Origin of the sequence: Bosea sp. AS-1, from assembly GCF_002220095.1 — a bacterium.
Classification (GTDB): domain Bacteria; phylum Pseudomonadota; class Alphaproteobacteria; order Rhizobiales; family Beijerinckiaceae; genus Allobosea.
This window is the reverse complement of the sequence record NZ_CP022372.1, coordinates 2431147-2456287: the sequence shown is the minus strand read 5'-3', so window position 1 is coordinate 2456287 and position 25141 is coordinate 2431147. Positions and strand designations below refer to the sequence as shown.

The following is a 25141-nucleotide window of genomic DNA, read 5'->3' as shown; positions in this document are numbered from 1 at the left end:
TCAGGCGTACTTGGCCTGGACCTCGGCGGCGACCGCCGACGGAACCTGCTCATAATGGTCGAACTGCATCGTATAGTTCGCGCGGCCTTGCGAGAACGAGCGCAGCTGGTTGACGTAGCCGAACATGTTCGCCAGCGGCACCATCGCGTTGATCACGACGGCGTTGCCGCGCATGTCCTGGCCCTGGATCTGGCCACGACGCGAGTTCAGGTCGCCGATGACCGAGCCGGTATAGTCTTCCGGGGTCACGACCTCGACCTTCATGATCGGCTCGAGCAGGACCGAGCCAGCCTTCTGCAGGCCTTCGCGAAGACCGGCGCGCGAGGCGATTTCGAAGGCCAGGGCCGACGAGTCGACCTCGTGGAAGGCACCGTCGATCAGCGAGACCTTGACGTCCACCACCGGGAAGCCGGCGAGCACGCCGGACGAGATGACCGACTGCAGGCCCTTCTCGACGCCCGGGATGTACTCCTTCGGCACCGCGCCGCCGACGATCTTCGACTCGAACTCGAAGCCCTTGCCGGTCTCGTTCGGCTCGACCGTGAACTTGACACGGGCGAACTGACCCGTGCCGCCGGTCTGCTTCTTGTGGGTGTAGTCGATGTCGACCTTCTTGGTGATCGTCTCGCGATAGGCGACCTGCGGCGCGCCGATATTGGCATCGACCTTGTAGGTGCGCTTCAGGATGTCGACCTTGATGTCGAGATGCAGCTCGCCCATGCCCTTCAGGATGGTCTGGCCGCTCTCCTGGTCGGTCGACACGCGGAAGGACGGATCCTCGTTCGCGAGCTTCGACAGGGCGAGGCCCAGCTTCTCCTGGTCGGCCTTGGACTTCGGCTCGATCGCGATCGTGATGACCGGCTCGGGGAACTCCATGCGCTCCAGGATGACCGCGTTGACGGGGTCGCAGAGCGTATCGCCGGTACGGACGTCCTTGAGGCCGGCCAGGGCGACGATGTCACCGGCATAAGCCTCCTTGATGTCCTCGCGGTTGTTCGCATGCATCAGCAGCATGCGACCGACGCGCTCCTTCTTGTCGCGGGTCGAGTTGATGACGCTCTGACCGGCTTCGACCTTGCCCGAATAGACGCGGCAGAAGGTGATCGTGCCGACGAAGGGGTCGTCCATGATCTTGAACGCGAGCATCGCGAAGGGGTCGGCGTCGCTCGGGTTGCGGGTGGTCGGCTCCTCGGTCTTGAAGTCGATGCCTTCGACCGCGCCACGATCCACCGGCGACGGCAGATAGTCGACGACGGCGTCGAGCAGCGGCTGCACGCCCTTGTTCTTGAAGGACGAGCCGCAGAGCACGGGGTGGAAGGCGCGACGCTGAACCGCGGTGCGGATCAGGCGACGCAGCGTGTCGGCGTCAGGCTCGGTGCCTTCGAGGTAAGCCTCCATCGCGGCGTCGTCCATCTCGACGGCGGCCTCGACGAGCTTCGAGCGATACTCGGCAGCCTTGTCGGCGAGATCGGCCGGGATGTCCTTCTCGTCGAAGGAAGCGCCGAGCGCCTCGCCGTTCCAGACGATCGCCTTCATCTTCACGAGGTCGACGACGCCGACGAAGTCGGATTCGGAACCGATCGGAATCTGCAAGCAGACGGGCTTGCCGGCGACGCGGTCGATGATGTCCTGGACGCAGCGATAGAAATCGGCGCCGATCTTGTCCATCTTGTTGACGAAGACGACGCGCGGGACGTCGTACTTGTCGGCCTGACGCCAGACCGTCTCGGTCTGGGGCTCGACGCCCTGGTTGCCGTCGAGCACGCAGACCGCACCGTCGAGCACGCGCAGCGAACGCTCGACTTCGATGGTGAAGTCGACGTGGCCGGGGGTGTCGATGATGTTCAGGCGGTTGTCGCGCCAGAAGCAGGTCGTCGCAGCCGAGGTGATCGTGATGCCACGCTCCTGCTCCTGCGTCATCCAGTCCATGGTCGCGGCGCCGTCGTGGACTTCGCCGATCTTATGGGACTTGCCGGTGTAGTAGAGGATGCGCTCGGTCGTCGTCGTCTTGCCGGCATCGATGTGGGCCATGATGCCGAAGTTGCGATAACGGTCGATGGGATGGGAACGGGCCATGATCGTGCTCTGTGTCTCGGGTCAGCGCGCCGCTTACCAGCGGTAGTGCGAGAAGGCGCGGTTGGCTTCCGCCATCCGGTGCGTGTCTTCACGCTTCTTGACGGCGTTGCCGCGGTTGTTGGCGGCATCCATCAGCTCGGCCGACAGGCGCTCCACCATGGTCTTGTCGTTACGGCCACGGGCAGCCGCGATCAGCCAGCGGATCGCGAGAGCCTGGCGGCGCTCGGTACGGACTTCGACCGGAACCTGATAGGTCGCACCACCGACGCGACGGGAACGGACCTCGATCGCCGGAGCAACGTTCTCGAGCGCCGACTTGAAGACGCCGAGCGGCTCGCTCTTGGTCTTCGCCTCGATGATGTCGAAGGCACCGTAGACGATCCGCTCGGCGGTCGACTTCTTACCTTCGTACATGACCGAGTTCATGAACTTGGTCACGACGATATCGCCGAACTTCGGGTCCGGGATAACTTCGCGCTTTTCGGCACTGTGGCGGCGGGACATCGTCTAGTCTCCGGTCAATCTGGAACGCTGCGGACCGGCTCGGGTCGGAAGACCCCGCCGGCCTGGCAGAAAATTACTTCGGACGCTTCGCGCCGTACTTCGAACGGCGCTGCTTGCGGTTCTTGACGCCCTGCGTGTCGAGCACACCGCGCAGGATGTGATAGCGCACGCCGGGAAGGTCCTTCACGCGGCCGCCGCGGATCATCACCACCGAGTGCTCCTGAAGGTTGTGACCTTCACCCGGGATGTAACCGATCACCTCGAAGCCGTTGGTGAGACGAACCTTGGCAACCTTACGAAGCGCCGAGTTCGGCTTCTTCGGGGTCGTCGTATAGACGCGCGTGCAGACGCCGCGCTTCTGCGGGCACGACTCGAGCGCCGGGGCGGTGTTACGCGCCTTCACGGGCGACCGCGGCTTGCGGATGAGCTGGCTGATTGTCGGCATTCTGGCCTCTCGCCCCACTGAGCGTTTGGAAATTCCTGGTCAAATCTCCCAGGCCGAGCAAAGCCATGACATAAACGAAGCCGCGCCATCGGCGCCCTTCAAGGGGCCTCAGGCGCGTTCGCCAGCAGAGGAACACGGAAAAGCCCCGCGTTCCTGCATCCTGCCATGTCGTCATTCGACGCTGGAATTCCGACGGAGTTTCGGTCGCGAACCTCGCTCGCGAACCATGCGCAAGCGACAAACGTGTCCGACAGCCGTCGACAGTGGCGCGCTTATGACTCAACCGGAGATTCGCGTCAAGCCCGAAACCGCCGAAAACGGCGGGTTTTGCGGGGTTTCGGTCGGCTGCGCCCTCGCCCGCCCCTCCGCGCAAGAAAAAGGCCGCCCGGACGGGGCGGCCTTTCCAATCATTGCGTGAACCGTGGGCCTTACTCGGCAGCCGGCAGGACCGCCGCGGCTTCGGCAGCAGCCTTGGCCGCCGCATCCGCCTTCTGGCCGATGATGAGATCGTCGCGGCGAGTCGCCACCTGCTTGATGCGGGCGACCTGGGCGCCGGTGCCGGCCGGGATGAGCGAGCCGACGATGACGTTCTCCTTGAGGCCCTCGAGCAGGTCCGACTTGCCGTTGACCGCCGCCTCGGTGAGGACGCGGGTGGTCTCCTGGAAGGACGCCGCCGAGATGAACGAGCGGGTCTGCAGCGAGGCCTTGGTGATGCCGAGCAGGACCGGCACGCCGGAAGCCGGCTTCTTGCCCTCCTCGCGCATCTTCGCGTTGATTTCCTCGAGCTCGACGCGATCGACCTGGTCGCCGGTCAGGATGTCGGTGTCTCCCGACTCCGTGATCTCGACCTTCTGCAGCATCTGCCGGACGATGACCTCGATGTGCTTGTCGTTGATGCCGACGCCCTGGAGGCGATAGACCTCCTGGATCTCGTTCACCAGATAAGCCGCCAGCTCCTCGACACCCTTGATCGCCAGGATGTCGTGCGGGGCCGGGTTGCCGTCGAGGATGTAGTCGCCGACCTCCACGACGTCGCCGTCCTGGAGATGGATGTGCTTGCCCTTCGGGATCAGGTACTCGACCACGTCCGAACCATCGTGCGGCGTCAGGGTGACGCGACGCTTGTTCTTGTAGTCCTTCCCGAAGCCGATGACGCCCGACTTCTCGGCGATGATCGCCGCATCCTTCGGACGACGCGCCTCGAACAGTTCCGCGACGCGCGGCAGACCGCCGGTGATGTCGCGGGTCTTGGCCGAGTCGGTCGAGACACGGGCGAGCACGTCGCCGGCCTTCACGGTCGAGCCCGGCTCGACCGAGATGATGCCGTCGACCGGCAGGATGTAGCGGGCATCGCCACCACGGGCGAGCTTCGCGATCTTGCCGTCCGCACCCATGATCGTCATCGCCGGCTTGAGGTCGGCCGTGCGGGCCGAGCCGCGCCAGTCGATCACGACGCGCTTGGAGATGCCGGTCGCCTCGTCGGTCGTCTCGGTCATCGACATGCCGTCGACGAGGTCCTCGAAGCCGACCTTGCCGTCGACTTCCGCCAGGATCGGGCGGGAATAGGGATCCCACTCGATCAGGCGCTGGCCGCGCTTGACCTTGTCGCCCTCGTCGACCCGCAGCTTCGAGCCGAACTGGACGCGATGGACCGCGCGCTCGGCGCCGTCCGGCCCGACGATCACGATGGCGATGTTGCGCGCCATGGCGATGAGGTCGCCGTCCGAGTTCCGCGCGACGTTGCGGTTGCGCATCTTGACCGTGCCTTCGAAGTTCGACTCGACGAAGGACTGGTCCGCGATCGTGGCCGCGCCGCCGATGTGGAAGGTGCGCATGGTGAGCTGCGTGCCCGGCTCGCCGATCGACTGCGCCGCGATGACGCCGACGGCCTCGCCCATGTTGACGGGCGTGCCGCGAGCGAGATCGCGCCCGTAGCAGGTCGCGCAGACGCCGTTCTTGGTCTCGCAGGTGAGAACCGAGCGGATCTTCACCTCCTGGACGCCGGCGGCGTTGATCTTCTCGATATGGCTCTCCTCGATCATCGTGCCCTTCGGCACCAGGACGTTGCCGTCGATGTCGGTCACGTCCTCAGCCGCGGAACGACCCAGGATGCGCACGCCAAGCGAAGCCACGACCTGGCCGGCATCGACGATGGCGCGCATCTTGATGCCGTTATCCGAGCCGCAATCCACCTCGGAGATGATCGCGTCCTGCGCCACGTCGACGAGACGACGGGTCAGATAGCCGGAGTTGGCCGTCTTCAACGCCGTATCGGCGAGGCCCTTACGGGCGCCGTGGGTCGAGTTGAAGTACTCGAGAACGTCGAGGCCTTCCTTGAAGTTCGAGATGATCGGGCTCTCGATGATCTCACCCGACGGCTTGGCCATCAGGCCGCGCATGGCGGCGAGCTGGCGCATCTGCGCCGGCGAACCACGGGCGCCCGAGTGCGACATCATGTAGATCGAGTTGATCTGCTTGTCGCGGCCGTTGTCGTCCTTCTGGACGGTCGAGATGCGGGCCATCATCTCCTGGGCGAGCTTGTCGGAGCACTTCGCCCAGGCATCGACGACCTTGTTGTACTTCTCGCCCTGGGTGATCAGGCCGTCCTGATACTGCTGCTCGTAATCCTTGGCGAGCGCGCGGGTCGTGTCGACAATCTGCCACTTGTTCTCCGGCACGACCATGTCGTCCTTGCCGAAGGAGATGCCGGCCTTGAAGGCGTGCTTGAAGCCCAGCCCCATGACGCGGTCGCAGAAGATCACCGACTCCTTCTGACCGCAGCCGCGATACACGGCGTCGATCATTCCGGAGATCTCCTTCTTGGTCATCAGCTTGTTGACGACGTCGAAGGACACGGCCGGGTGCTCCGGCAGCGCGGTGGAGAGGATCACGCGGCCCGGCGTGGTGTCGTAGATCTTCGTGTACGGCTTGCCGTCATGGCCGACGCCGGTCCAGCGATATTTGATCTTCGAATGCAGCGTCACGACCTTCTCGTGCAGCGCATATTCGAGCTCGCCGAAATCGCCGAAGATCTTGCCCTGGCCCGGCTCGCCGTCCGAGACGATCGAGAGGTAGTAGAGGCCGAGCACGATGTCTTGCGACGGCACGATGATCGGCTGGCCGTTCGCCGGGTGCAGGATGTTGTTGGTCGACATCATCAGCACGCGCGCTTCCAGCTGCGCTTCGAGCGACAGCGGGACGTGCACGGCCATCTGGTCGCCGTCGAAGTCCGCGTTGAAGGCGGCGCAGACCAGCGGATGCAGCTGGATCGCCTTGCCTTCGATCAGCACGGGCTCGAAGGCCTGGATGCCGAGGCGGTGGAGCGTCGGCGCGCGGTTGAGCATCACCGGATGCTCGCGGATGACCTCGTCCAGGATATCCCAGACCTCAGGCTTCTCCTTCTCGACGAGCTTCTTGGCCTGCTTGACCGTGGTCGAGTAGCCCTTGGCGTCGAGGCGCGCATAGATGAACGGCTTGAACAGCTCGAGCGCCATCTTCTTCGGCAGGCCGCACTGGTGCAGCTTCATCTCCGGGCCGACGACGATGACCGAGCGGCCGGAGTAGTCGACGCGCTTGCCGAGCAGGTTCTGGCGGAAGCGGCCCTGCTTGCCCTTCAGCATGTCGGCGAGCGACTTCAGCGGGCGCTTGTTGGCACCCGTGATGACGCGGCCGCGGCGGCCGTTGTCGAACAGGGCGTCGACGGACTCCTGCAGCATCCGCTTCTCGTTGCGGATGATGATGTCCGGCGCGCGCAGCTCGATGAGGCGCTTCAGGCGGTTGTTGCGGTTGATGACGCGACGATAGAGGTCGTTCAGATCCGAGGTCGCGAAACGGCCGCCATCGAGCGGAACGAGCGGGCGCAGATCCGGCGGGATGACCGGGATCTGGGTCATCACCATCCATTCCGGCTTGTTGCCCGACTCCTGGAACGCCTCGATGATCTTGAGGCGCTTCATCAGCTTCTTGGGCTTCAGCTCAGACGTCGTCGTCGCGATCTCATGCTTGAGATCGGCGTTGATCTGGTCGAGGTCGAGCGCGCGCAGCATCTCGCGGATGGCTTCCGCGCCGATCATGGCGGTGAAGGTGTCCGCGCCGTACTCTTCCTGAGCCCGGACGTACTCCTCCTCCGACAGAAGCTGACGGTCCTTGAGCGGGGTCAGGCCCGGCTCGATGACGACGTAGCTTTCGAAGTAGAGAATGCGCTCGAGGTCCTTGAGCGGCATATCCATCAGGAGGCCGATGCGCGAGGGCAGCGACTTCAGGAACCAGATATGCGCCACCGGGGCGGCGAGCTCGATATGGCCCATGCGCTCGCGCCGGACGCGGGCGAGCGTGACTTCGACGCCGCACTTCTCGCAGATGACGCCCTTGAACTTCATGCGCTTGTACTTGCCGCACAGGCACTCGTAGTCCTTGATCGGCCCGAAGATGCGCGCGCAGAACAGGCCGTCACGCTCCGGCTTGAACGTGCGGTAGTTGATGGTCTCCGGCTTTTTGATCTCGCCATAGGACCAGGACAGGATCTTCTCCGGGCTCGCGATCGAGATCTTGATCGCGTCGAAGGCCTGCTGGACCGGCTGCTGGCCGAAAAGGTTCATGACCTCTTGCTTCATCGCCTGTCTCCTCTAGCCGGCGGGGGCAAAGGCCGCCCTGCCCGGCTCGTAAATTCCGTCTGCCGGCGGCGTCAGTGCCGCCGGCGAATGTCCAAGGCTTGTCTAGCGGCTCACTCGGCCGCCTCGGCCGGCGGCAACTCGCCCGGCTTCACCTTGTTGTTGACGAGCTCGACGTTGAGGCCGAGCGAGCGCATCTCCTTGACGAGAACGTTGAAGCTCTCGGGGATGCCGGCCTCGAAGTTGTCCTCGCCGCGCACGATCGACTCGTAGACCTTGGTGCGGCCCGCGACATCGTCCGACTTCACCGTCAGCATCTCCTGCAGGGTGTAGGCGGCGCCGTAGGCTTCGAGCGCCCAGACCTCCATTTCGCCGAAGCGCTGGCCACCGAACTGTGCCTTGCCGCCCAGCGGCTGCTGGGTGACGAGCGAGTACGGGCCGATCGAACGGGCGTGGATCTTGTCGTCGACCAGGTGGTGCAGCTTGAGCATGTAGATGTAGCCCATCGTCACCTTGCGGTCGAAAGGCTCACCCGTGCGGCCGTCATAGAGGGTCGACTGACCCGAGCTATGCAGGCCGGCCTGCTCCAGGAGCCGCTCGATATCGGCCTCCTTGGCGCCGTTGAACACCGGGGTCGCGACGGGAACGCCGCGGCGCAGGTTCTGGCCCATCTCGACGAGCTCGTTCTCGTCCATCGAGGCAATGATCTCATTATCCTCGTAGACGGCATCGAACTCGGCCTTCAGCGCCTTGAAGTCGTTGGTCTTCTTGTAGGCGTCGAGAGCCTTCGAGATCTGCTTGCCGAGGCCAGCAGCCGCCCAGCCCAGATGGGTCTCCAGGATCTGTCCGACGTTCATGCGCGAGGGCACGCCGAGCGGGTTCAGCACGATGTCGGCATGGGTACCGTCCTCGAGGAACGGCATGTCCTCCACCGGCACGATGCGCGAGACCACGCCCTTGTTGCCGTGACGGCCGGCCATCTTGTCGCCCGGCTGGATCTTGCGCTTCACCGCGACGAAGACCTTGACCATCTTCATCACGCCCGGAGGCAGCTCGTCGCCGCGCTGCAGCTTCTCGACCTTGTCGAGGAAGCGCTGCTCAAGGCGCTTCTTCGACTCGTCGTACTGCTTCCGCATCGCCTCGATCTCGGTCATCAGCGAGTCTTCGGCAGTCGCGAACAGCCACCACTGCGAGCGCGGGAACTCGCTCATCACCTCGCGGGTGATGACCGTGTCCTTCTTGAAGCCCTTCGGTCCGGCGAGGCCGGTCTTGCCGGTCAGGATCTCGGCCAGACGCGCGAAGGTGTTGCGGTCCAGGATCGCCTGCTCGTCGTCACGGTCCTTGGCGAGACGCTCGATCTCCTCGCGCTCGATCGCCTGGGCGCGCTCGTCCTTGTCCACGCCATGGCGGTTGAACACGCGGACCTCGACGATCGTGCCCTGCACGCCCGGGGGAACGCGCAGCGAGGTGTCGCGAACGTCCGAAGCCTTCTCGCCGAAGATGGCGCGCAGCAGCTTCTCTTCAGGCGTCATCGGGCTCTCACCCTTCGGCGTGATCTTGCCGACGAGGATGTCGCCCGCCGCCACTTCCGCGCCGATATAGACGATGCCGGCTTCGTCGAGGTTCTTCAGCGCCTCTTCCGAGACGTTTGGAATGTCGCGCGTGATTTCCTCAGGGCCCAGCTTGGTGTCGCGGGCCATGACCTCGAACTCCTCGATATGGATCGAGGTGAAGACGTCCTCGGAGACGATCTTCTCGGAGAGAAGGATCGAGTCCTCGAAGTTGTAGCCGTTCCACGGCATGAACGCGACGAGCACGTTGCGGCCGAGCGCGAGCTCGCCGAACTCCGTCGACGGACCGTCGGCGACGATGTCGCCCTTCTTGACGACGTCGCCGACGCGGACCAGCGGACGCTGCGTGATGCAGGTCGACTGGTTCGAGCGCTGGAACTTCTGCAGCCGGTAGATGTCGACGCCCGGCTTGGTCGGGTCGGTTTCGCCCGAGGCACGGATGACGATACGGGTCGCGTCGACCTGGTCGACGATGCCGGCGCGGCGGGCCGCGATCGCGGCGCCCGAGTCACGGGCGACGACCGCTTCCATGCCGGTGCCGACGAAGGGCGCGTCGGCGCGAACCAGCGGCACCGCCTGGCGCTGCATGTTCGAGCCCATCAGCGCGCGGTTCGCGTCGTCGTTCTCAAGGAACGGGATCAGCGCCGCGGCGACCGAAACGAGTTGCTTCGGCGACACGTCCTGGAAGTCGACCTTGTCGACCGGCGTGACGATGACTTCACCCGCGCGGCGGCAGACGATCAGGTCGTCGGTCAGGCGGCCTTCCTTGTCGACGGCGGCGTTCGCCTGGGCGACGTTGTACTTCGCCTCTTCCATCGCCGAGAGATAGATCACCTCGTCCGTGACCTTGCCGTCGCGGATGCGGCGATACGGGCTCTCGATGAAGCCGTACTTGTTCACCCGCGCGAAGGTCGCGAGCGAGTTGATCAGGCCGATATTCGGGCCTTCCGGCGTCTCGATCGGGCAGATGCGGCCGTAATGCGTCGGGTGCACGTCGCGCACCTCGAAGCCGGCGCGTTCGCGGGTCAGACCACCCGGGCCAAGCGCCGAAAGACGACGCTTATGCGTGACTTCCGACAGCGGGTTCGTCTGGTCCATGAACTGCGAGAGCTGCGAGGAACCGAAGAATTCGCGCACGGCGGCAGCCGCCGGCTTGGCGTTGATCAGGTCCTGCGGCATGACCGTGTCGATATCGACCGAGGACATGCGCTCCTTGATGGCGCGCTCCATGCGCAGGAGGCCCAGGCGATACTGGTTCTCCATGAGCTCGCCGACCGAGCGCACGCGGCGGTTGCCGAGATGGTCGATGTCGTCGATCTCGCCCTTGCCGTCGCGCAGGTCGACCAGCGCCTTGACGACCGCGAAGATGTCTTCCTTGCGCAGGATGCGCACGGTGTCCTCGGCGTCGAGGTCGAGGCGCATGTTCATCTTGACGCGGCCGACGGCCGAGAGGTCGTAGCGCTCCGGATCGAAGAACAGCGACTGGAACATGTTCTCAGCCGTCTCGAGGGTCGGCGGCTCGCCCGGGCGCATCACGCGGTAGATGTCGAACAGGGCTTCCTCGCGGCGCGAGTTCTTGTCGACATTGAGCGTGTTGCGGATATACGGGCCGACCGTGATGTGGTCGATGTCGAGCACCGGAATCTCGTCGAAGCCGTCATCGGTGAGCTGCTTCAGCAGCTTCTCCGAGATTTCCTCGCCGGCCTCGGCGAAGATCTCGCCGGTCGCGGGATTGACGAGGTCTTCGGCGATGTACTGGCCGTACAGGTCCTCGTCCTGCGCGCGCAGGAACTTCAGGCCCTTCTCGGCGAGCTGGCGGGCGGTACGGGCGACGAGCTTCTTGCCGGCCTCGACCACGACCTCGCCGGTGTCGGCGTCGATCAGATCCTCGGTCGCCTTGAAGCCCTTCATGCGCTCCGCATCGTAGGGAACGCGCCAGCCCTTGGCGTCCTTGGTGTAGGTGATGTGGTTGTAGAAGCGGTTGAGGATCTCCTCACCGTCCATGCCGAGCGCGAACAGCAGCGAGGTGACCGGGATCTTGCGCTTCCGGTCGATGCGCGCGTGCACGATGTCCTTGGCGTCGAACTCGATGTCGAGCCAGGAACCGCGATACGGAATGATGCGCGCGGCGAAGAGCAGCTTGCCCGAGGAATGGGTCTTGCCCTTGTCGTGATCGAAGAACACGCCCGGCGAGCGGTGCATCTGCGAGACGATGACGCGCTCGGTGCCGTTGACGATGAAGGTGCCGTTGTCGGTCATGAGCGGCATGTCGCCCATGTAGACATCCTGCTCCTTGATGTCCTTGACGGACTTCGCCTGGGTGTCCGGATCGATATCGAACACGATCAGGCGCAGCGTCACCTTGAGCGGCGCCGAGAAGGTCATGCCGCGCTGGCGGCACTCGTCGACGTCATACTTCGGCGGCTCGAAGGTGTACTTGACGAACTCCAGCAGCGAGGCGCCGGAGAAGTCGCCGATCGGGAAGACCGACTTGAAGACGGACTGCAACCCCTCGTCGGGCCGGCCACCCTTGGGTTCGTCGACCATCAGGAACTGGTCGTAGGACGCCTTCTGAACCTCGATGAGGTTCGGCATCTCCGCCACTTCCTTGAGCTTGCCGAAGAACTTGCGGACGCGCCTGCGACCCTGGAGCGAATTGACCATGTTGTTCCTCGCGTTCTCTGGGCATTCCGATGCGTGGCGGCCACGCCCCGGAACCTCCCAACCTCTCCGTTCAGAACCGGGCCCGATAGCAGGATCGCAGATCCGGCCAGCGGCTTCGGCTCCATGGACGGCTCACCCGGCGGTCCGGATCGGCGGCCAGGGCCGCCGGGTGAGCCGTTCGACGCGACGCGTCGACTTCATCTTCATCGAAGCTTCGCCGCTCGGTTGCGGCTGGCTTCCGCGACAACTCCCGCGCCCTTCGCATCGGACCGAAAAGTGGGAGCCACTTTTCGGATCAATCCGATGCGCCGACCCTTCGGTAGATCACCGTTTTCGCGCCCACCGGGACGCGCGATGATCTAGCGCGGAAACGACGCAACAGCCCCGAAGGCGCAGGACGCCTCGGGACTGTCAGTTTCGACTACGGTCGGACCGGCATCAGCCGGCCCAAGCTCACTTGAGCTCGACCTTGGCGCCGACGGCCTCGAGCTGCTTCTTCAGCTTCTCGGCCTCGTCCTTGGCAACGCCTTCCTTCAGCGGCTTCGGAGCGCCCTCGACGAGGTCCTTGGCCTCCTTCAGGCCGAGGCCGGTGATGGCGCGGACTTCCTTGATCACCTCGATCTTCTTGTCGCCGGCGGCGGCAAGAACGACGGTGAACTCGGTCTGCTCTTCAGCGGCAGCGCCGCCGGCGGCAGCGCCACCGGCAGCCGGGCCAGCCGCAACGGCGACGGCGGCGGCGGCGGAGACGCCCCACTTCTCTTCGAGCATCTTGGCGAGGTCAGCGGCCTCGAGAACGGTGAGCGACGACAGCTCGTCGACGAGCTTGGCGAGATCGGCCATGGTTAACTTCCTGTCTTAGAGGTTCGAACGATAAGGGTTTGCTGGCTATCAAGCCGCATTCTTGTCGGCGTAGGCCTGAACCACGCGAGCCAGCTTGCCGGCGGGCGCGTTCGTGAGCTGCGCGAGCTTCGTAGCCGGGGCCTGGATGAGACCGGCCAGCTTGGCACGCAGTTCGTCGAGCGAGGGCATCGTGGCCAGAGCCTTGACACCATCGGGGTTCAGGGCGGTCTTGCCCATCGCGCCGCCGAGGATGACGAGCTTGTCGTTCTCCTTGGCGAAAGCGGTGGCGACCTTCGGCGCCGCGACCGGATCGCTCGAATAAGCGATCAGGGTGGGACCCGTCAGCAACTTGCTGATGGACGCGACGTCGGTGCCTTCAAGAGCGATCTTGGCCAAGCGGTTCTTTGCGACCTTAACAGTGGCGCCATTCGCCTTCATCTCGCGACGAAGCTTCTGGAACTGGGCCACGGTCAAGCCCGCATAGTGGGCCACGACGACGACCGACGTGCTCGAAAACACATCGTTCAGCGACGCGACGGCATCTTTCTTTGCCGCTTTATCCACTGGGCTCTCTCCGGTAGGCGACGGGCTTTTGAGGGCTCGCCGCCGGTTGCACGTGTCGCTTCCTGGAACCCCGGTTGACACCGGCGCCCCGCGAAGCGACGCTTGGTGCCCTGTCCCCGCTCCCGAACCCAAAAGGGCCGCGATCGGGCGAGATGGTTCGAACCTCTTTCCGGATCTCAACGATCCGGGACTAAGCTCTTGCACCGTCTATGCAGGCCTCTTGGCGAAATTATGCTCCCGACCGAAGCCGGAAAGCACCTGCAGTCTCAGACAGGACTGGATGATTCCGAGCCCGGAAGATCGCTCTCCCGAGCCTGAACCACCCATTCTTCAGCGGAAACCCGCCGAAAAACGCGAAATGGACCCCTGCGCGCCGAGCACGCCGGAGCCCCTTCACTCATGGAAACAGGCGAGCGTCATAGCGCCTTCGCCTGCTTCTGCCAAGTAGGCTCTTGACATCAAATATTCAAGAGCGGGTGCGGCCAGGAACCGCACCGACCGATCAGCCGCCGAGGACGGTGTTCGGCTCGACCTTGACGCCCGGGCCCATGGTCGAGGAGATCGCGACGCGCTGGATATAGGTGCCCTTGGCGCCAGCCGGCTTGGCCTTGGAGACCGAGTCGACGAAAGCCTTGATGTTCTCCGAGAGCTTCTCAGCCGAGAACGAGGCCTTGCCGACCGCCGCATGGACGATACCGGCCTTCTCGACGCGGAACTCGACCGAACCACCCTTCGAGGCGGCGACGGCGGCGGTCACGTCCATGGTGACGGTGCCGACGCGCGGGTTCGGCATCAGGCCGCGCGGGCCGAGCACCTTACCGAGACGGCCGACGAGACCCATCATGTCCGGGGTCGCGATGCAGCGGTCGAAGTTGATCTCGCCCTTCTGGACGGTCTCGACCAGCTCCTCGGCGCCGACGATGTCGGCACCCGCAGCCTTGGCCTCATCGGCCTTGGCGCCGCGGGCGAAGACGGCGACGCGCAGCGTGCGGCCCGAGCCGTTCGGCAGGTTGCAGACGCCGCGGACCATCTGGTCGGCGTGGCGGGGATCGACGCCGAGATTCATCGCGATCTCGACGGTCTCGTCGAACTTGGCGTTGGCGCGCTCCTTGACGAGCGAGACAGCCTGGTCGAGCGAGTAGAGCTTGGTGCGGTCGATGCCCTCACGGCCATTGACGACGCGCTTTCCGACATGTGCCATTGTCAGCCTCCCCTCAGCCCACGACTTCCAGGCCCATCGAGCGGGCCGAGCCACGGATCATGGCCGAAGCCGATTCGACGGTGTCGCAGTTGAGATCGGCCATCTTCTTCTCGGCGATCTCGGCGATCTGCGCAGCGGTCACCTTGCCGGCGGCGCCGCCGCGGCCCGGGGTCTTCGAGCCCGAGGTCAGACCGGCCGCCTTCTTGAGGAAGTACGAGACCGGCGGCTGCTTCATCTCGAAGGTGAAGGAGCGATCCTGATACGCGGTGATGATCACCGGGATCGGCATGCCCTTTTCCATCTGCTGGGTCTTCGCGTTGAAGGCCTTGCAGAATTCCATGATGTTGAGGCCGCGCTGACCGAGCGCGGGACCGATCGGCGGCGACGGATTGGCCGCGCCCGCCGGAACCTGAAGCTTCACGTAGCCCGTGATCTTCTTCGCCATGATGGCTGCTCCTGCCGTCCGCTCCGTTGCCTTTCGGAACGACGACGCCCCTGCCCGCCGACGCTCTCCGCCGGGGCCGGGGTGGTTGCAGTGCGTGGTGCGGCGCGTTTGCTCCGGCTGGCGACCGGCACGTCTCCCACGCGGTTGAGGCGCGCCCTATGACATAAGGCAGCGCCGAAGGGAAGTGGATTCGTTAACGACGAACCCTCGCCCTCATTCTGAAAACCAAACCGAAAAGTCTCAGATCTTCTCGACCTGGCCGTATTCCAGCTCGACCGGCGTGGCGCGACCGAAGATCGACACCGCGACCTTGAGGCGAGCACGGGCGTGATCGACATCCTCGACGACACCGTTGAATGACGCGAAGGGGCCGTCCGCGACCTTGACCTGCTCGCCGACCTCGAAGACCACCGTCGGCTTCGGACGCTCGATGCCCTCGGCGACCTGGCCCTTGATGCGCATCGCCTCATGCTCGGGGATCGGCATGGGCTTGGCCTTGTCGGCGCCCAGGAAGCCGGTGACCTTCGGCGTGTTCTTGATGAGGTGGTAGACCTCGTCGGTCATCTCGCACTTCACCAGCACGTAGCCGGGGAAGAACTTGCGCTCGGTATCGACCTTGCGGCCGCGGCGAACCTCGACGACCTTCTCGGTCGGCACCAGCACCTCTTCGAACTTGTCGGCGAGGTTGCGCTGCTGCGCCTGATCGCGGATCGACTGTGCGACCTTGTTCTCGAAATTGGAGTAGGCGTGGACGATGTACCAGCGGGTGCTCACGTTCGTAATTCCGTTCAACGGGCGCCGAGGATGACGCCCAGACCCCAGCGGATGATGGTGTCGGTGAAGAAGAAGAACAGGCTCGAGACGACCACCATGGCGAGCACGAGGCCCGTGGTGATCAGCGTCTCGCGGCGCGAGGGCCAGGTGACCTTGGCCGCCTCGGAACGCACGTCCTGCAGGAACTGGAAGGGATTGGATTTCGCCATGAACCACCTCGGGTGCCGACACCGCCCGCGACCCTTGCCGCCAAGCCGAATCGGCCGTCCTGAAACATTCGCGGCGCGGGACCCGGGAGGGTCGCGCGCCGTCATCGGAAGCCTCTTACATTGCCCGGAGCCTTTAGCCAAGACCCTTTTGGCCGGGATGGCTCAACCGCGCCGCAGCGACATCAGCAGAAAGAACGGCCGCTCCCGCTCCTTCGCCCAGCCTGGCTCGGCCGCGACCTGCTCCGGGCTGGGCCCCCATTCGACCAGCTTGGCCAGCATGAAGCCCGCTCCCAGCATAAGGTCGAGATAGGCCGCGATCGTGCGGTGGCGTTTGACCACTCCTTCGGCCAGCCAGTTGCTGACTCGCCTGCCCTCGTCGAGATAGCCGTTGACCGGCCAGGTCGCGCGGCCATCGGCATCGGTCAGCCACTCCTGTCGCGCCGGCGCCGTCATCAGCGGGTGCTCGACCGAGCAGACCAACGCCCCACCCGGCTTCAGCGACGCGTGCACGCGGCCGAGCAGGCCAGCGAGATCGGTCAGGTAGTGAAAGGCCAGCGAGCTATAGGCGAGATCGAAGCTCCCGGCCGGCGGCGCGAAGCTTTCGAGATCGGCCCGCTCATAGGCGATCCGGGAATCAGTCGTCTCGCGACGCGCCCGCTCCAGCATCTTCTCGGAGACGTCGACGCCAACGACGCTCTCGGCCCCCTCGCCTGCCGCAAAGCGGCAGAACCAGCCGAAGCCGCAGCCGAGATCGAGCACGCGCTTGCCGGCCAGCGGCGGCAGCATCGCGCGCAGTACCGGCCATTCCGGCGCGCCTTCCAGCCCGTGAACGGAGCGCGCGAGCTGGCTATAGCCCGCGAAGAAGGTTTCGTCGTCGTAGATGTTCTGGGTCATAGGCGCCTCGCCAACCTGCCTGGCCTCGGGCGCATCGTCAGTCGCCAGCGGGACGACTGGCAGGGGCAGCAGGGCTCGAACCCGCGACCTGCGGTTTTGGAGACCGCCGCTCTACCAACTGAGCTATACCCCTGCAGGTGCGCGTCATGTGCCCCAAGGCGCGACGCATTTCAAGTCGAAATCGCGCACCATCCTCATTTGCGATAGGGGCCGAGCTCGCGGGCATAGCGCTCGACCAGCCTCAAGCCGAATTCGGTCGGCCTCAGCGACGGGCCGCGGTCATGAATCGCGATGCCGGCGCGTGCGCCGAATATCCGCTTGCCGTAGCAGATCAGCGTCTCGATCGATTGCATGATGAAGGTGATCGCCGGCAGGACGTCGCGATAGGCGGCCTCCGCCCCCGCCTCATTCCCCAGCTTGTAGAGGTTGTAGGCCCGTAGCGCATAGTCGATCGTGTCGGGCGCCAGGATCATGCCGATACAGCCGGCGCGGAAATTGTCGATCAGCTCGAGCCCGCCGCGCCCGTTCAGGATCGGCAGCCGGCCTTCCGTCACCGCGATCAGTCGCTCGATCTCGATGACCGAGCCCTCACCCTTGATCAGGCTGATGTTCGGATGCCGACGTGTCAGCTCCCTGATGTCCTCGGCGGAAAGTCCCCGCCCCATATAGGCCGGCGCATTCTGGATCGCGACCGGCAGCGACGTCTGGTCGGCGATCCGGCCGAAGAAGCGGATATATTCGGCTGCCCCGAAGCTTCCGACCATCGGCGGCTGGAGAATCACCCAGTCGGCGCCGTTCCTTTCCGCGACCTTCACCAGCTCGACCTGTTCGGCCACCGAAGAGCCGAAGATGGTGAAGGCGAGCGGCTTCTTGCCGGCCACGTCCTCCGCCATCCACTCCATCACCGCGCAGTGTTCGCCGAAGCTCAGCTTGGAAACCTCGGTGGCGAGCCCCAGCGCCGCCATGCCCTGCACGTCGAGATCGAGGCTGATCTGAGCCTGCTTGCGCATCGCCGCCCGGTCGAGCCGCTCATGCTCGTCGAACAGCGCGAAGACGATCGAATGGATCCCCGGAAAGGGTGGCTTGAACGACATCGGCAGACTCCTCCGCAACGGGAACGGCTGGTCCGTTCTCTCGCAACGATTGAGAGCATGGAATGACAGCCTCGCGCAGCCCGAGCGCAAGGAATCGCCCTTGCGCTCAGCTCATGAGCGAAGCATTGCCGCCAAAGGAAAAAGGGCGGTGTCGCCACCGCCCTTTCCCAAACCATTCTGCGTGACGTCGATCAGGCGATGATCGAAGCGACGACGCCTGCGCCGCAAAGTCTGCGGTTTCCGCGGGCGTCGTTGTTGCTTCGATCAAGCAATGATCGAAGCGACGACGCCTGCGCCGACGGTGCGGCCGCCTTCGCGGATGGCGAAGCGCAGCTTCTCTTCCATCGCGATCGGGGCGATCAGCGTCACCTCCATCGAGATGTTGTCGCCCGGCATCACCATCTCCGTGCCTTCCGGCAGCGAGACCACGCCGGTCACGTCCGTCGTGCGGAAGTAGAACTGCGGGCGGTAGTTGGTGAAGAACGGCGTGTGACGGCCACCCTCTTCCTTCGTCAGGATGTAGGCCTCGGCCTTGAACTTCGTGTGCGGCTTCACCGAGCCCGGCTTGCACAGCACCTGGCCGCGCTCGACGTCCTCGCGCTTCGTGCCGCGCAGCAGCGCGCCGATGTTGTCGCCAGCCTGGCCCTGGTCCAGCAGCTTGCGGAACATCTCGACGCCGGTCACCGTCGTCTTCTGCGTGTCCTTCAGCCCGACGATCTCGATTTCCTCGCCGACCTTCACGATGCCGCGCTCGACGCGACCCGTCACCACCGTGCCGCGACCCGAGATCGAGAACACGTCTTCGACCGGCATCAGGAACGGCTGGTCGACCGGACGCTCCGGCTGCGGGATGTAGTCGTCCACCGTCTTCATCAGCGCGATCACCGCGTCATGGCCGATCTCCGGCGTGACGTTGTCCAGCGCAGCCTTCGCCGAGCCCTTGGTGATCGGGATGTCGTCGCCGGGGAAGTCGTACTTCGACAGAAGCTCGCGGATCTCCATCTCGACCAGCTCGAGCAGCTCCGCGTCGTCGACCAGGTCGACCTTGTTCATGAACACCACCAGCGCCGGAACGCCGACCTGGCGCGCCAGCAGGATGTGCTCGCGGGTCTGCGGCATCGGGCCGTCCGCCGCCGACACCACCAGGATCGCGCCGTCCATCTGCGCCGCGCCCGTGATCATGTTCTTCACATAGTCGGCGTGGCCGGGGCAGTCGACATGCGCGTAGTGACGGTTCGGCGTCTCGTACTCGACGTGCGCCGTCGAGATCGTGATGCCGCGGGCCTTCTCCTCGGGCGCCTTGTCGATCTGGTCATACGCCGTGAACGACGCACCGCCAGACTCAGCCAGAACCTTCGTGATCGCAGCCGTCAGTGACGTCTTGCCATGGTCAACGTGACCAATCGTTCCAATGTTGCAGTGCGGCTTCGTCCGCGAAAACTTCTCTTTGGCCATGACACCCTTGTCCTCGAAGGCGGCCCTCCGGGGCCTTGAAACGGGGTCGCATTAGGGGGTTTTGCAACGGGATGCAAGGTTCCCTGCTCAGCAGGCCCCACCGAGGTCGTCAGGCCTGACGGCGCCGCGCCGGAGGCAGCGGGCAGAGCGAGCCGCAATCGGCCACGCCCGGCAGCAGATAACGCAGGCAGCAGACCCGGCGCTGGCAGGCTTCTATCGCGACGAGCGGCGAAGGCCGCAGCATGTCGTAGAGCGGGTTGCGCGCGCCGGCGGGCGTCAGGGCTGTCGTCAGCAGCTTCTCCGCCTCGGCGATCCCGTCGCGATCCGCCTCGGGCCGCTCGGCACATTGCTGCACCGCCCAGGCGAAGCGCACGGCGGCATTGGCCCACATCAACCGGGCAGAGACCGGAAAATGGGCTGCGAGCAACTTGACCAGCGGAGCAAGGTGGCCCTCGATCAGCGCATCGAACCGCCCCCGGCGGCCTGCCGGCGCGAGCGTGGCGCCGGGTCTCAGCAGGATCGCGGCCGTGCGGCCATCGTCATGCAGCGCGAAGCGCGCTTCCGGCAACGCGACCGGCAGCTCCCTGTGGGCGAGCAGAAGTGCCGCGACGGTGGGAATCACCACCGCGGCGAAGTGCCATTGGCTCCACATCGACACCAGCGCCTGGCGCTCTCCGCCCGGGTGCCGCTCGGCGAAGCGCAGGAGCAACCGATCCAGCATCGCCTCGTCCAGCAGCCTCGCTCCCGGCAGCCCTTCCGTCTCGTCGCGGCGCTGAACGGCACCGCCAAGATAGGCGAAGCTGCCGGTAAAGCAGCCGGCGAGCTCGGGCAGGCTCATTCCTCGCCCCGACCCGGAGCCGTCAGCCAAAGCGCCAGGGGAGCCGCGAGCAGGGCGAGCATGGCCGCGCCGGCCAGATAGGGCGTGTAACCGAAATGTTGGGCGACCCAACCGGCGCCGAGCCCGCCAACCATGCTGACGATTGAATCCGTGCCCTGTAGCAGCGTGAAGTCGACCCCTGCCTGGCGCGGATCCGCGATCGCCATGAAGCGGGCGTAGAGCGCAACGAAGCCGAGTGCCATGATCCCGGAGGAGCTCGCCAGGGCGAGGCCTGCGAGCAGCAACGGGGAGCTTCTCCCATGCCCGATCGCGACGGCCAGGGCGGCGAGCGTGACGGCTTGCAGCAGCAGCGCCACGATCATGATGGGCCGTGCGCCCCACAGCCTCACCGCCCCGCCGCCGAGCAGGGCGCAGCCCAGACCGACGGCGAGCCCGCCGAGGCCGTTGATCGCGCCCAGCGTCTCGAGATCGAGCCCGGCATCGACCAGCATCGGTGCCAGCATGCCGACGCCCCATTTCTGCGCGGCGACGTAGAGCGCCGCGAGCCAGAGCCCATTCCGCAGCCGCGGCCGGGCGAACGCCGCCTTCAGCGAGGGCTGATGGGTCCGCAGATCCGGCGCCGGCGCCGGCTTTGACAGCAGGAACGGCAGCATCAACACGGCGAACAGCCCAGCCGCCGCGAGGGTGGCTCCGGTCCAGTCGATTCGGGCGACCAGAACCAGGAACAGCCCCGAGCCCAGCGCCGAGCCGAGATAGGCACCGCCGACCTGGGCCGCATTGCCCCAGCCATGATGGATCTTGGCGAGCGTTTCGACCGCGTGCCCGTCGCAGGCGATGTCCGCGGTCGAAGCGGCGAAGGCGACCGCGATGAAGATCGCGAGCACCAGATGCCATCGTTCGGGACCTGCGATCGCAACTGCGACCAGCCCCGCCAGCGTGAACAGGCCGCAGGCAAAGACGATCTGGCGCGAGCGCGTCGGCCCGGTCGGCGGCAGGCGATAGCGTTCCACGGCGGCGGACCAGGCGATCTTCAGCGCCCAGGGCAGGCTGATCAGATAGATCAGGCCGATCGCGTCAAGCGGTAGCCCCCGCTCGCGCAACACGCTCGGCAGCGCCAGGAAGGCGATGCCTCCGAGGATGCTCTGGCCGGTATAGAGCCCGGCCAGCGCCGCGATCGTCAGCCAGGCGGAAGACTGCCGCGACAAGGCTGGCCGTCCGACGGCTGCCTCGCTCACCAGCGATAGCGCAGGCTGGCGATGACCTTGCGCCCCTCGTCGAAGTAGCAGAAGCCGGCCGTGCAGGTCTGCTCGCGCTTGTCGAGCAGGTTCGTCGCGTTGACCTGGACGCGCATGCCCTTCAGCCGCGGGTCGAGGTTTTCCAGATCGTAGCGCAGCGAGGCGTCGAGCAACGTACGCGGCTTGTTGTCGAGGATCGGACGGTTGAGGTTGTCACCGAGACTTGCGCCGACATAGCGGACGCCGCCGCCGAGGCCGAGGCCGCGCATCGGCCCGCCCTGCACTTCGTAGTCGAGCCAGAGCGAGGCTGTGTGGTACGGAATGCTGGTCAGCCGGTTGCCTTCTGTCTCCGCTGTCAGCTTCAGGATGCGCGCGTCGTTATAGGCATAGGATGCCTGGATGCTGAGGCCGTTCGTCAGCGACGCCACGCCCTCGATCTCGAAGCCGCGCGAGCGCATGTCGAGCTGGACCTGGCGATTGAAGCCGTTGACCACCTCGTAGATGACGGCGTTGTTCTGGCGCAGCTCGAACACGGCGGCGCGCAGCGAGACGTTCTGGCCGGGCAGATCGTATTTCACGCCGGCCTCGACCTGCTCGCCGGTCGTCGGCACAGCCACCGAGCCCGAGAGCACCGTGCCCGAATTGGGCACGAAGGAGGTCGCGTAGCTGACATAAGGCGCGAGGCCGAAGCTGGTGACGTAGCTCAGCGCGACGCGGCCGGTCGACTGCGCGTCCTTCTGCTTGGTTTCGGTCGGCGTCGCGCCGGCTGCACCGGCCTCGAAGCGGCTGGAGAACCAGTCGTGGCGGCCGCCGAGCGTCAGGCGCCAGTTCTGCCAGCTCATCTGGTCCTGCGCATAGACACCGAACAGCGTCTGGCTTTGCGCCGTGCGGTAGCCGAGCGCCGCGTTGTAGCCCAACGGCACCCCGCCGAAGCCTTCCTTGCCGCGATAATGCAGCCAGCTGAAATCGACGCCGGTCAGGATGCGGTGCGACACCGGCCCGGTGCTCAGCTTCGCCTCGAGGCTGGTATCGGCCGAGAACCCCTGTGTCCGCTCACGGGTCAACCCCGGATCGGCGAGGTAGACATATTGCTGGTTGGTCGCCAGCGCCGAATAGCGCACGCGCTGACGCAACGTGAATATCTCGCCGAAGGCGTGCTCGAACTCGTAGCCGATCCGCCCCTGTTGCTGGCGGAAATCGTTGTAGCGCTTGTCCCCGCCGAAGACCTTCGTCGCTCCGATCGACTTGTAGAGCAGGTTGCCGGAGCGATCCATGTAAGGGCCGTATTCATTGACGTAGGCAGCGGTGCCACCGGTAGTCGAATCCATGTACTCGGCCAGGATCGTCAGCTTGGTGTCTTCGCTCGGCTTCCAGGTGATGGCCGGCGCGATGAAGATCCGGTCGTCCTTGATGGCGCTGATCTGGTTGTTGGCGTCGCGCGCCAGGCCGGTCAGCCGGTAGAACAGCGTCTTCTCGGGATTGGCCGGTCCGGAGATGTCGAAGCTGAACTGCTTGCGGCCGAACGAGCCGCCCTGCACCTCGATCTCGCGGAACGGGGTTTCGGTCGGCCGCTTTGAGATGAGGTCGACGATGCCGGCCGAGGTGCTGGCGCCATAGACTGCGCTGGCGGGTCCGCGCAGCACGTTGATCGCCTCCAGCCCGTAGGGCTCCAGCCGGAACAGGCCGTTGGGGCTGTTGATCTGGCGCAGACCGTCGCGGAAGACGGCATTCTGGGTCACGTCGACGCCACGGATCGTGAAGGCGTCGTAACGCGGGTCGAAACCATAAGTGCCGACCCGGGCGCCAGGCGTGTAACCCAGTGCGTCGAGCAGGTTCTGGGGCTTGCGCTGTTCGAGCTGCGTCTGCGTCACCGTCGAGATCGACTGGGGAATCTCCAGGATCGGCGTGTTGGTCTTGGTGCCGCTGGTGGTGGCCGTGGCGACATAGCCATTGGCGGTAACCGGCGCGGCGCGGCCTGTCCCCTCCACCACGATCTCGTCGAGCTGAACCGAACGAGATGCCTCGGCCTGGGCCCAGGCGGATGACGGCAGAAACACCAGCGCGGCGGATGCAAGCAAAGAAGATCGAAACAGCACGAAGCGCCCCTAAAGTCGAACGACGCTGCGTGCAGTAGCAAATAACGTTTTCAGAAAACAACTGTCAACGAGTAATAAATAATTACTTCAGATACAAGGTAAGAATCACATTCAAATCATTAAAAACAAAATCGAAAACTGACCATACGTCAGAACCACCACCCTTACAAAGCGGGGCAGCATCAAATCGAACCATGTCGACTGACCGGAAGGCGGCAATCATTCGGTGCGGAAGCCGGCGGCAGAAACAGGGGCTGGCTGCATCGCCTCGCCCCGGCTGGGATACTCGCCCGGCTACCCTCCGAAAACCCGCCGGTAGCGCGCCACAGCCTTCGGTTCGCCCGAGACCTTCTCGGGATTGTCTGAGAGCTTCACCGCCGGCCGGCCGTTGGCCTTGGTGACCTTGCAGACCAGCGACATCGGGTCGAGTTCGCGCGACCCGTCCGGCGAGCAGCCGACGAGATCGTTGGTCAGGTCGGTCCCCCAGCCGAAGGCCATGCGAACCTTGCCGTCGAAATGGTGGTAGACGCGCTCGATCGCATCGACATCGAGCCCGTCAGAGAAAACCAGGAGCTTCTCGCGGGGATCGCGCCCGCGCTCGCGCCACCAGTCGATGATGGTTTCGCCGGCCGGGATCGGTGGCGCACTGTCGGGCCGGAAGCCGGTCCAGTCCGCCACCCAATCGGGAGCATGGCGCAGGAAGCTCTGCGTCCCGAAGGCGTCCGGCAGCGCGATCAGAAGGTTCCCGCCATAGACCTGCCGCCATTCGTCGAGCACCCGATAGGGCGAGCGCAGCAGCTCCTCGTCCGAATCGGCCAGCGCCGCCAGCACCATCGGCAGCTCATGGGCATTGGTCCCAATCGCCTCGAGGTCGGTATCCATCGCGAGCAGCACGTTCGAGGTGCCGGTGAAGGCCGGCCCCAGCCCCTCCTTCAGCGCCAATACGCACCAGCGCTGCCAGAGATGGCCGTGGCGCCGGCGCGTGCCGAAATCGGAGAGCTTCAGGTTGGGCAGCTTCTGCAGCCGCTCGACCTTGTCCCACATCTTCGCCTTGGCGCGGGCATAGAGCACGTCGAGCGAGAAGCGCCTCTGGCCGAGCATGACGCGGCGCGCCCTGAGCTCGTTGATGATCGCGAGCGCCGGCACCTCCCACATCGTGCTGTGCGTCCAGGGTCCCTCGAAATGCAGCTCGTACTGGCCGTCGACCTTGCGCAGGTCGTATTCCGGAAGCTGGAAATCCGCGAGCCAGGCCATGAAATCCGGCGAGAACATCTGGGTCTTGCCGTAGAAGGTGTTACCCGACAGCCAGATCAGCTCCTTCTTGGTGAAGCGCAGCGAGCGGGCATGGTCGAGCTGGGCGCGCAATTCGGCTTCGTCGACGATATCGGCGAGGCGAATATGCTTCGAGCGATTGATCAGAGAGAAGGTGACACGGACCTCCGGGTGAAAGGCCCGGATCATCTGCAGCATCAGGAGCTTGTAGAAATCGGTATCGAGCAGGCTGCGGATGATCGGATCGAGCCGCCAGCCATGATTGTAGGTCCGCGTCGCGATGTCGGTGTAGATCATATCGGCATCAGATCCGGGAAATGTCGGCAGCAGGACGGCGGAGGGCAGCGCGTGGGC

At 65.1% G+C, this 25141-nt stretch carries 18 protein-coding genes and 1 tRNA gene; all 19 read right to left on the bottom strand.

Annotated elements, in window-relative coordinates; genetic code table 11:
* The 19 genes from fusA to pncB all read right to left on the bottom strand — a co-directional run bounded on the left by fusA (position 1) and on the right by pncB (position 25084).
* The gene (gene fusA / locus CE453_RS13385) at positions 1 to 2076 is read right to left on the bottom strand and encodes an elongation factor G (RefSeq protein ID WP_089175041.1); all 2076 of its coding nucleotides are present in this window, start codon (positions 2074 to 2076) and stop codon (positions 1 to 3) included.
* A gap of 33 nt (positions 2077 to 2109) precedes the next feature.
* Entirely contained in the window at positions 2110 to 2580 is a 471-nt protein-coding gene (gene rpsG, locus CE453_RS13380) for a 30S ribosomal protein S7 (RefSeq protein ID WP_089175040.1), read from the bottom strand.
* 73 nt (positions 2581 to 2653) lie between these two features.
* A complete protein-coding gene (gene rpsL / locus CE453_RS13375; RefSeq protein ID WP_038358286.1) occupies positions 2654 to 3025 on the bottom strand; it encodes a 30S ribosomal protein S12 in 372 nt (123 codons plus the stop codon).
* A 428-nt stretch (positions 3026 to 3453) separates the two neighbouring features.
* Positions 3454 to 7638, bottom strand: a complete 4185-nt coding sequence (gene rpoC, locus CE453_RS13370; protein ID WP_089175039.1) for a DNA-directed RNA polymerase subunit beta' — start codon at positions 7636 to 7638, stop codon at positions 3454 to 3456.
* A gap of 110 nt (positions 7639 to 7748) precedes the next feature.
* Positions 7749 to 11870: a DNA-directed RNA polymerase subunit beta gene (gene rpoB / locus CE453_RS13365; protein ID WP_089175038.1), complete on the bottom strand. Its 4122-nt coding sequence runs from the start codon at positions 11868 to 11870 to the stop codon at positions 7749 to 7751.
* A 453-nt stretch (positions 11871 to 12323) separates the two neighbouring features.
* Positions 12324 to 12710: a 50S ribosomal protein L7/L12 gene (rplL, locus tag CE453_RS13360; protein ID WP_089175037.1), complete on the bottom strand. Its 387-nt coding sequence runs from the start codon at positions 12708 to 12710 to the stop codon at positions 12324 to 12326.
* A gap of 48 nt (positions 12711 to 12758) precedes the next feature.
* Positions 12759 to 13274: a 50S ribosomal protein L10 gene (rplJ, locus tag CE453_RS13355; RefSeq protein ID WP_089175036.1), complete on the bottom strand. Its 516-nt coding sequence runs from the start codon at positions 13272 to 13274 to the stop codon at positions 12759 to 12761.
* A 502-nt stretch (positions 13275 to 13776) separates the two neighbouring features.
* A complete protein-coding gene (rplA, locus tag CE453_RS13350) occupies positions 13777 to 14475 on the bottom strand; it encodes a 50S ribosomal protein L1 (RefSeq protein ID WP_089175035.1) in 699 nt (232 codons plus the stop codon).
* Positions 14476 to 14488: 13 nt separating this feature from the next.
* A complete protein-coding gene (rplK, locus tag CE453_RS13345) occupies positions 14489 to 14920 on the bottom strand; it encodes a 50S ribosomal protein L11 (RefSeq protein WP_089175034.1) in 432 nt (143 codons plus the stop codon).
* A gap of 240 nt (positions 14921 to 15160) precedes the next feature.
* Complete coding sequence (gene nusG / locus CE453_RS13340) at positions 15161 to 15694, bottom strand: transcription termination/antitermination protein NusG (protein WP_089175033.1); 534 nt, start codon at positions 15692 to 15694, stop codon at positions 15161 to 15163.
* Between the two features lie 14 nt (positions 15695 to 15708).
* Positions 15709 to 15903 (bottom strand): preprotein translocase subunit SecE, encoded by a 195-nt coding sequence (secE, locus tag CE453_RS13335; protein WP_089175032.1) that lies wholly within the window; start codon positions 15901 to 15903, stop codon positions 15709 to 15711.
* 162 nt (positions 15904 to 16065) lie between these two features.
* Positions 16066 to 16797: a class I SAM-dependent methyltransferase gene (locus tag CE453_RS13330; RefSeq protein ID WP_089175031.1), complete on the bottom strand. Its 732-nt coding sequence runs from the start codon at positions 16795 to 16797 to the stop codon at positions 16066 to 16068.
* Positions 16798 to 16854: 57 nt separating this feature from the next.
* Positions 16855 to 16930, bottom strand: a tRNA-Trp gene (locus CE453_RS13325).
* A gap of 61 nt (positions 16931 to 16991) precedes the next feature.
* Entirely contained in the window at positions 16992 to 17891 is a 900-nt protein-coding gene (locus CE453_RS13320; RefSeq protein ID WP_089175030.1) for a dihydrodipicolinate synthase family protein, read from the bottom strand.
* Between the two features lie 264 nt (positions 17892 to 18155).
* Positions 18156 to 19346, bottom strand: coding sequence for an elongation factor Tu (gene tuf / locus CE453_RS13315; protein WP_089175029.1), 1191 nt, complete (start codon positions 19344 to 19346; stop codon positions 18156 to 18158).
* Positions 19347 to 19455: 109 nt separating this feature from the next.
* Positions 19456 to 20184 (bottom strand): siderophore-iron reductase FhuF, encoded by a 729-nt coding sequence (fhuF, locus tag CE453_RS13310; protein ID WP_089175028.1) that lies wholly within the window; start codon positions 20182 to 20184, stop codon positions 19456 to 19458.
* The gene (locus CE453_RS13305) at positions 20181 to 21419 is read right to left on the bottom strand and encodes an MFS transporter (RefSeq protein ID WP_248308061.1); all 1239 of its coding nucleotides are present in this window, start codon (positions 21417 to 21419) and stop codon (positions 20181 to 20183) included. The genes fhuF and CE453_RS13305 overlap by 4 nt, the downstream gene beginning before the upstream one ends.
* Positions 21416 to 23497, bottom strand: coding sequence for a TonB-dependent siderophore receptor (locus CE453_RS13300; RefSeq protein ID WP_248308060.1), 2082 nt, complete (start codon positions 23495 to 23497; stop codon positions 21416 to 21418). The genes CE453_RS13305 and CE453_RS13300 overlap by 4 nt, the downstream gene beginning before the upstream one ends.
* A gap of 312 nt (positions 23498 to 23809) precedes the next feature.
* Entirely contained in the window at positions 23810 to 25084 is a 1275-nt protein-coding gene (pncB, locus tag CE453_RS13295) for a nicotinate phosphoribosyltransferase (protein WP_089175026.1), read from the bottom strand.
* Positions 25085 to 25141: the final 57 nt, after the last annotated feature.

What these genes read in the sequence shown, in the direction of transcription:
- rplK (WP_089175034.1), bottom strand. Translation starts at nt 14,920, where the DNA reads ATGGCGAAGAAGATCACGGGCTACGTGAAGCTTCAGGTTCCGGCGGGC.
- secE (WP_089175032.1), bottom strand. Translation starts at nt 15,903, where the DNA reads ATGGCGAAATCCAATCCCTTCCAGTTCCTGCAGGACGTGCGTTCCGAG.
- CE453_RS13320 (WP_089175030.1), bottom strand. Translation starts at nt 17,891, where the DNA reads ATGTCGTTCAAGCCACCCTTTCCGGGGATCCATTCGATCGTCTTCGCG.
- tuf (WP_089175029.1), bottom strand. Translation starts at nt 19,346, where the DNA reads ATGGCCAAAGAGAAGTTTTCGCGGACGAAGCCGCACTGCAACATTGGA.
- rpoC (WP_089175039.1), bottom strand. Translation starts at nt 7,638, where the DNA reads ATGAAGCAAGAGGTCATGAACCTTTTCGGCCAGCAGCCGGTCCAGCAG.
- rplL (WP_089175037.1), bottom strand. Translation starts at nt 12,710, where the DNA reads ATGGCCGATCTCGCCAAGCTCGTCGACGAGCTGTCGTCGCTCACCGTT.
- rpsG (WP_089175040.1), bottom strand. Translation starts at nt 2,580, where the DNA reads ATGTCCCGCCGCCACAGTGCCGAAAAGCGCGAAGTTATCCCGGACCCG.
- fusA (WP_089175041.1), bottom strand. Translation starts at nt 2,076, where the DNA reads ATGGCCCGTTCCCATCCCATCGACCGTTATCGCAACTTCGGCATCATG.
- rplA (WP_089175035.1), bottom strand. Translation starts at nt 14,475, where the DNA reads ATGGCACATGTCGGAAAGCGCGTCGTCAATGGCCGTGAGGGCATCGAC.
- pncB (WP_089175026.1), bottom strand. Translation starts at nt 25,084, where the DNA reads ATGATCTACACCGACATCGCGACGCGGACCTACAATCATGGCTGGCGG.
- fhuF (WP_089175028.1), bottom strand. Translation starts at nt 20,184, where the DNA reads ATGAGCCTGCCCGAGCTCGCCGGCTGCTTTACCGGCAGCTTCGCCTAT.
- CE453_RS13330 (WP_089175031.1), bottom strand. Translation starts at nt 16,797, where the DNA reads ATGACCCAGAACATCTACGACGACGAAACCTTCTTCGCGGGCTATAGC.
- rpoB (WP_089175038.1), bottom strand. Translation starts at nt 11,870, where the DNA reads ATGGTCAATTCGCTCCAGGGTCGCAGGCGCGTCCGCAAGTTCTTCGGC.
- rpsL (WP_038358286.1), bottom strand. Translation starts at nt 3,025, where the DNA reads ATGCCGACAATCAGCCAGCTCATCCGCAAGCCGCGGTCGCCCGTGAAG.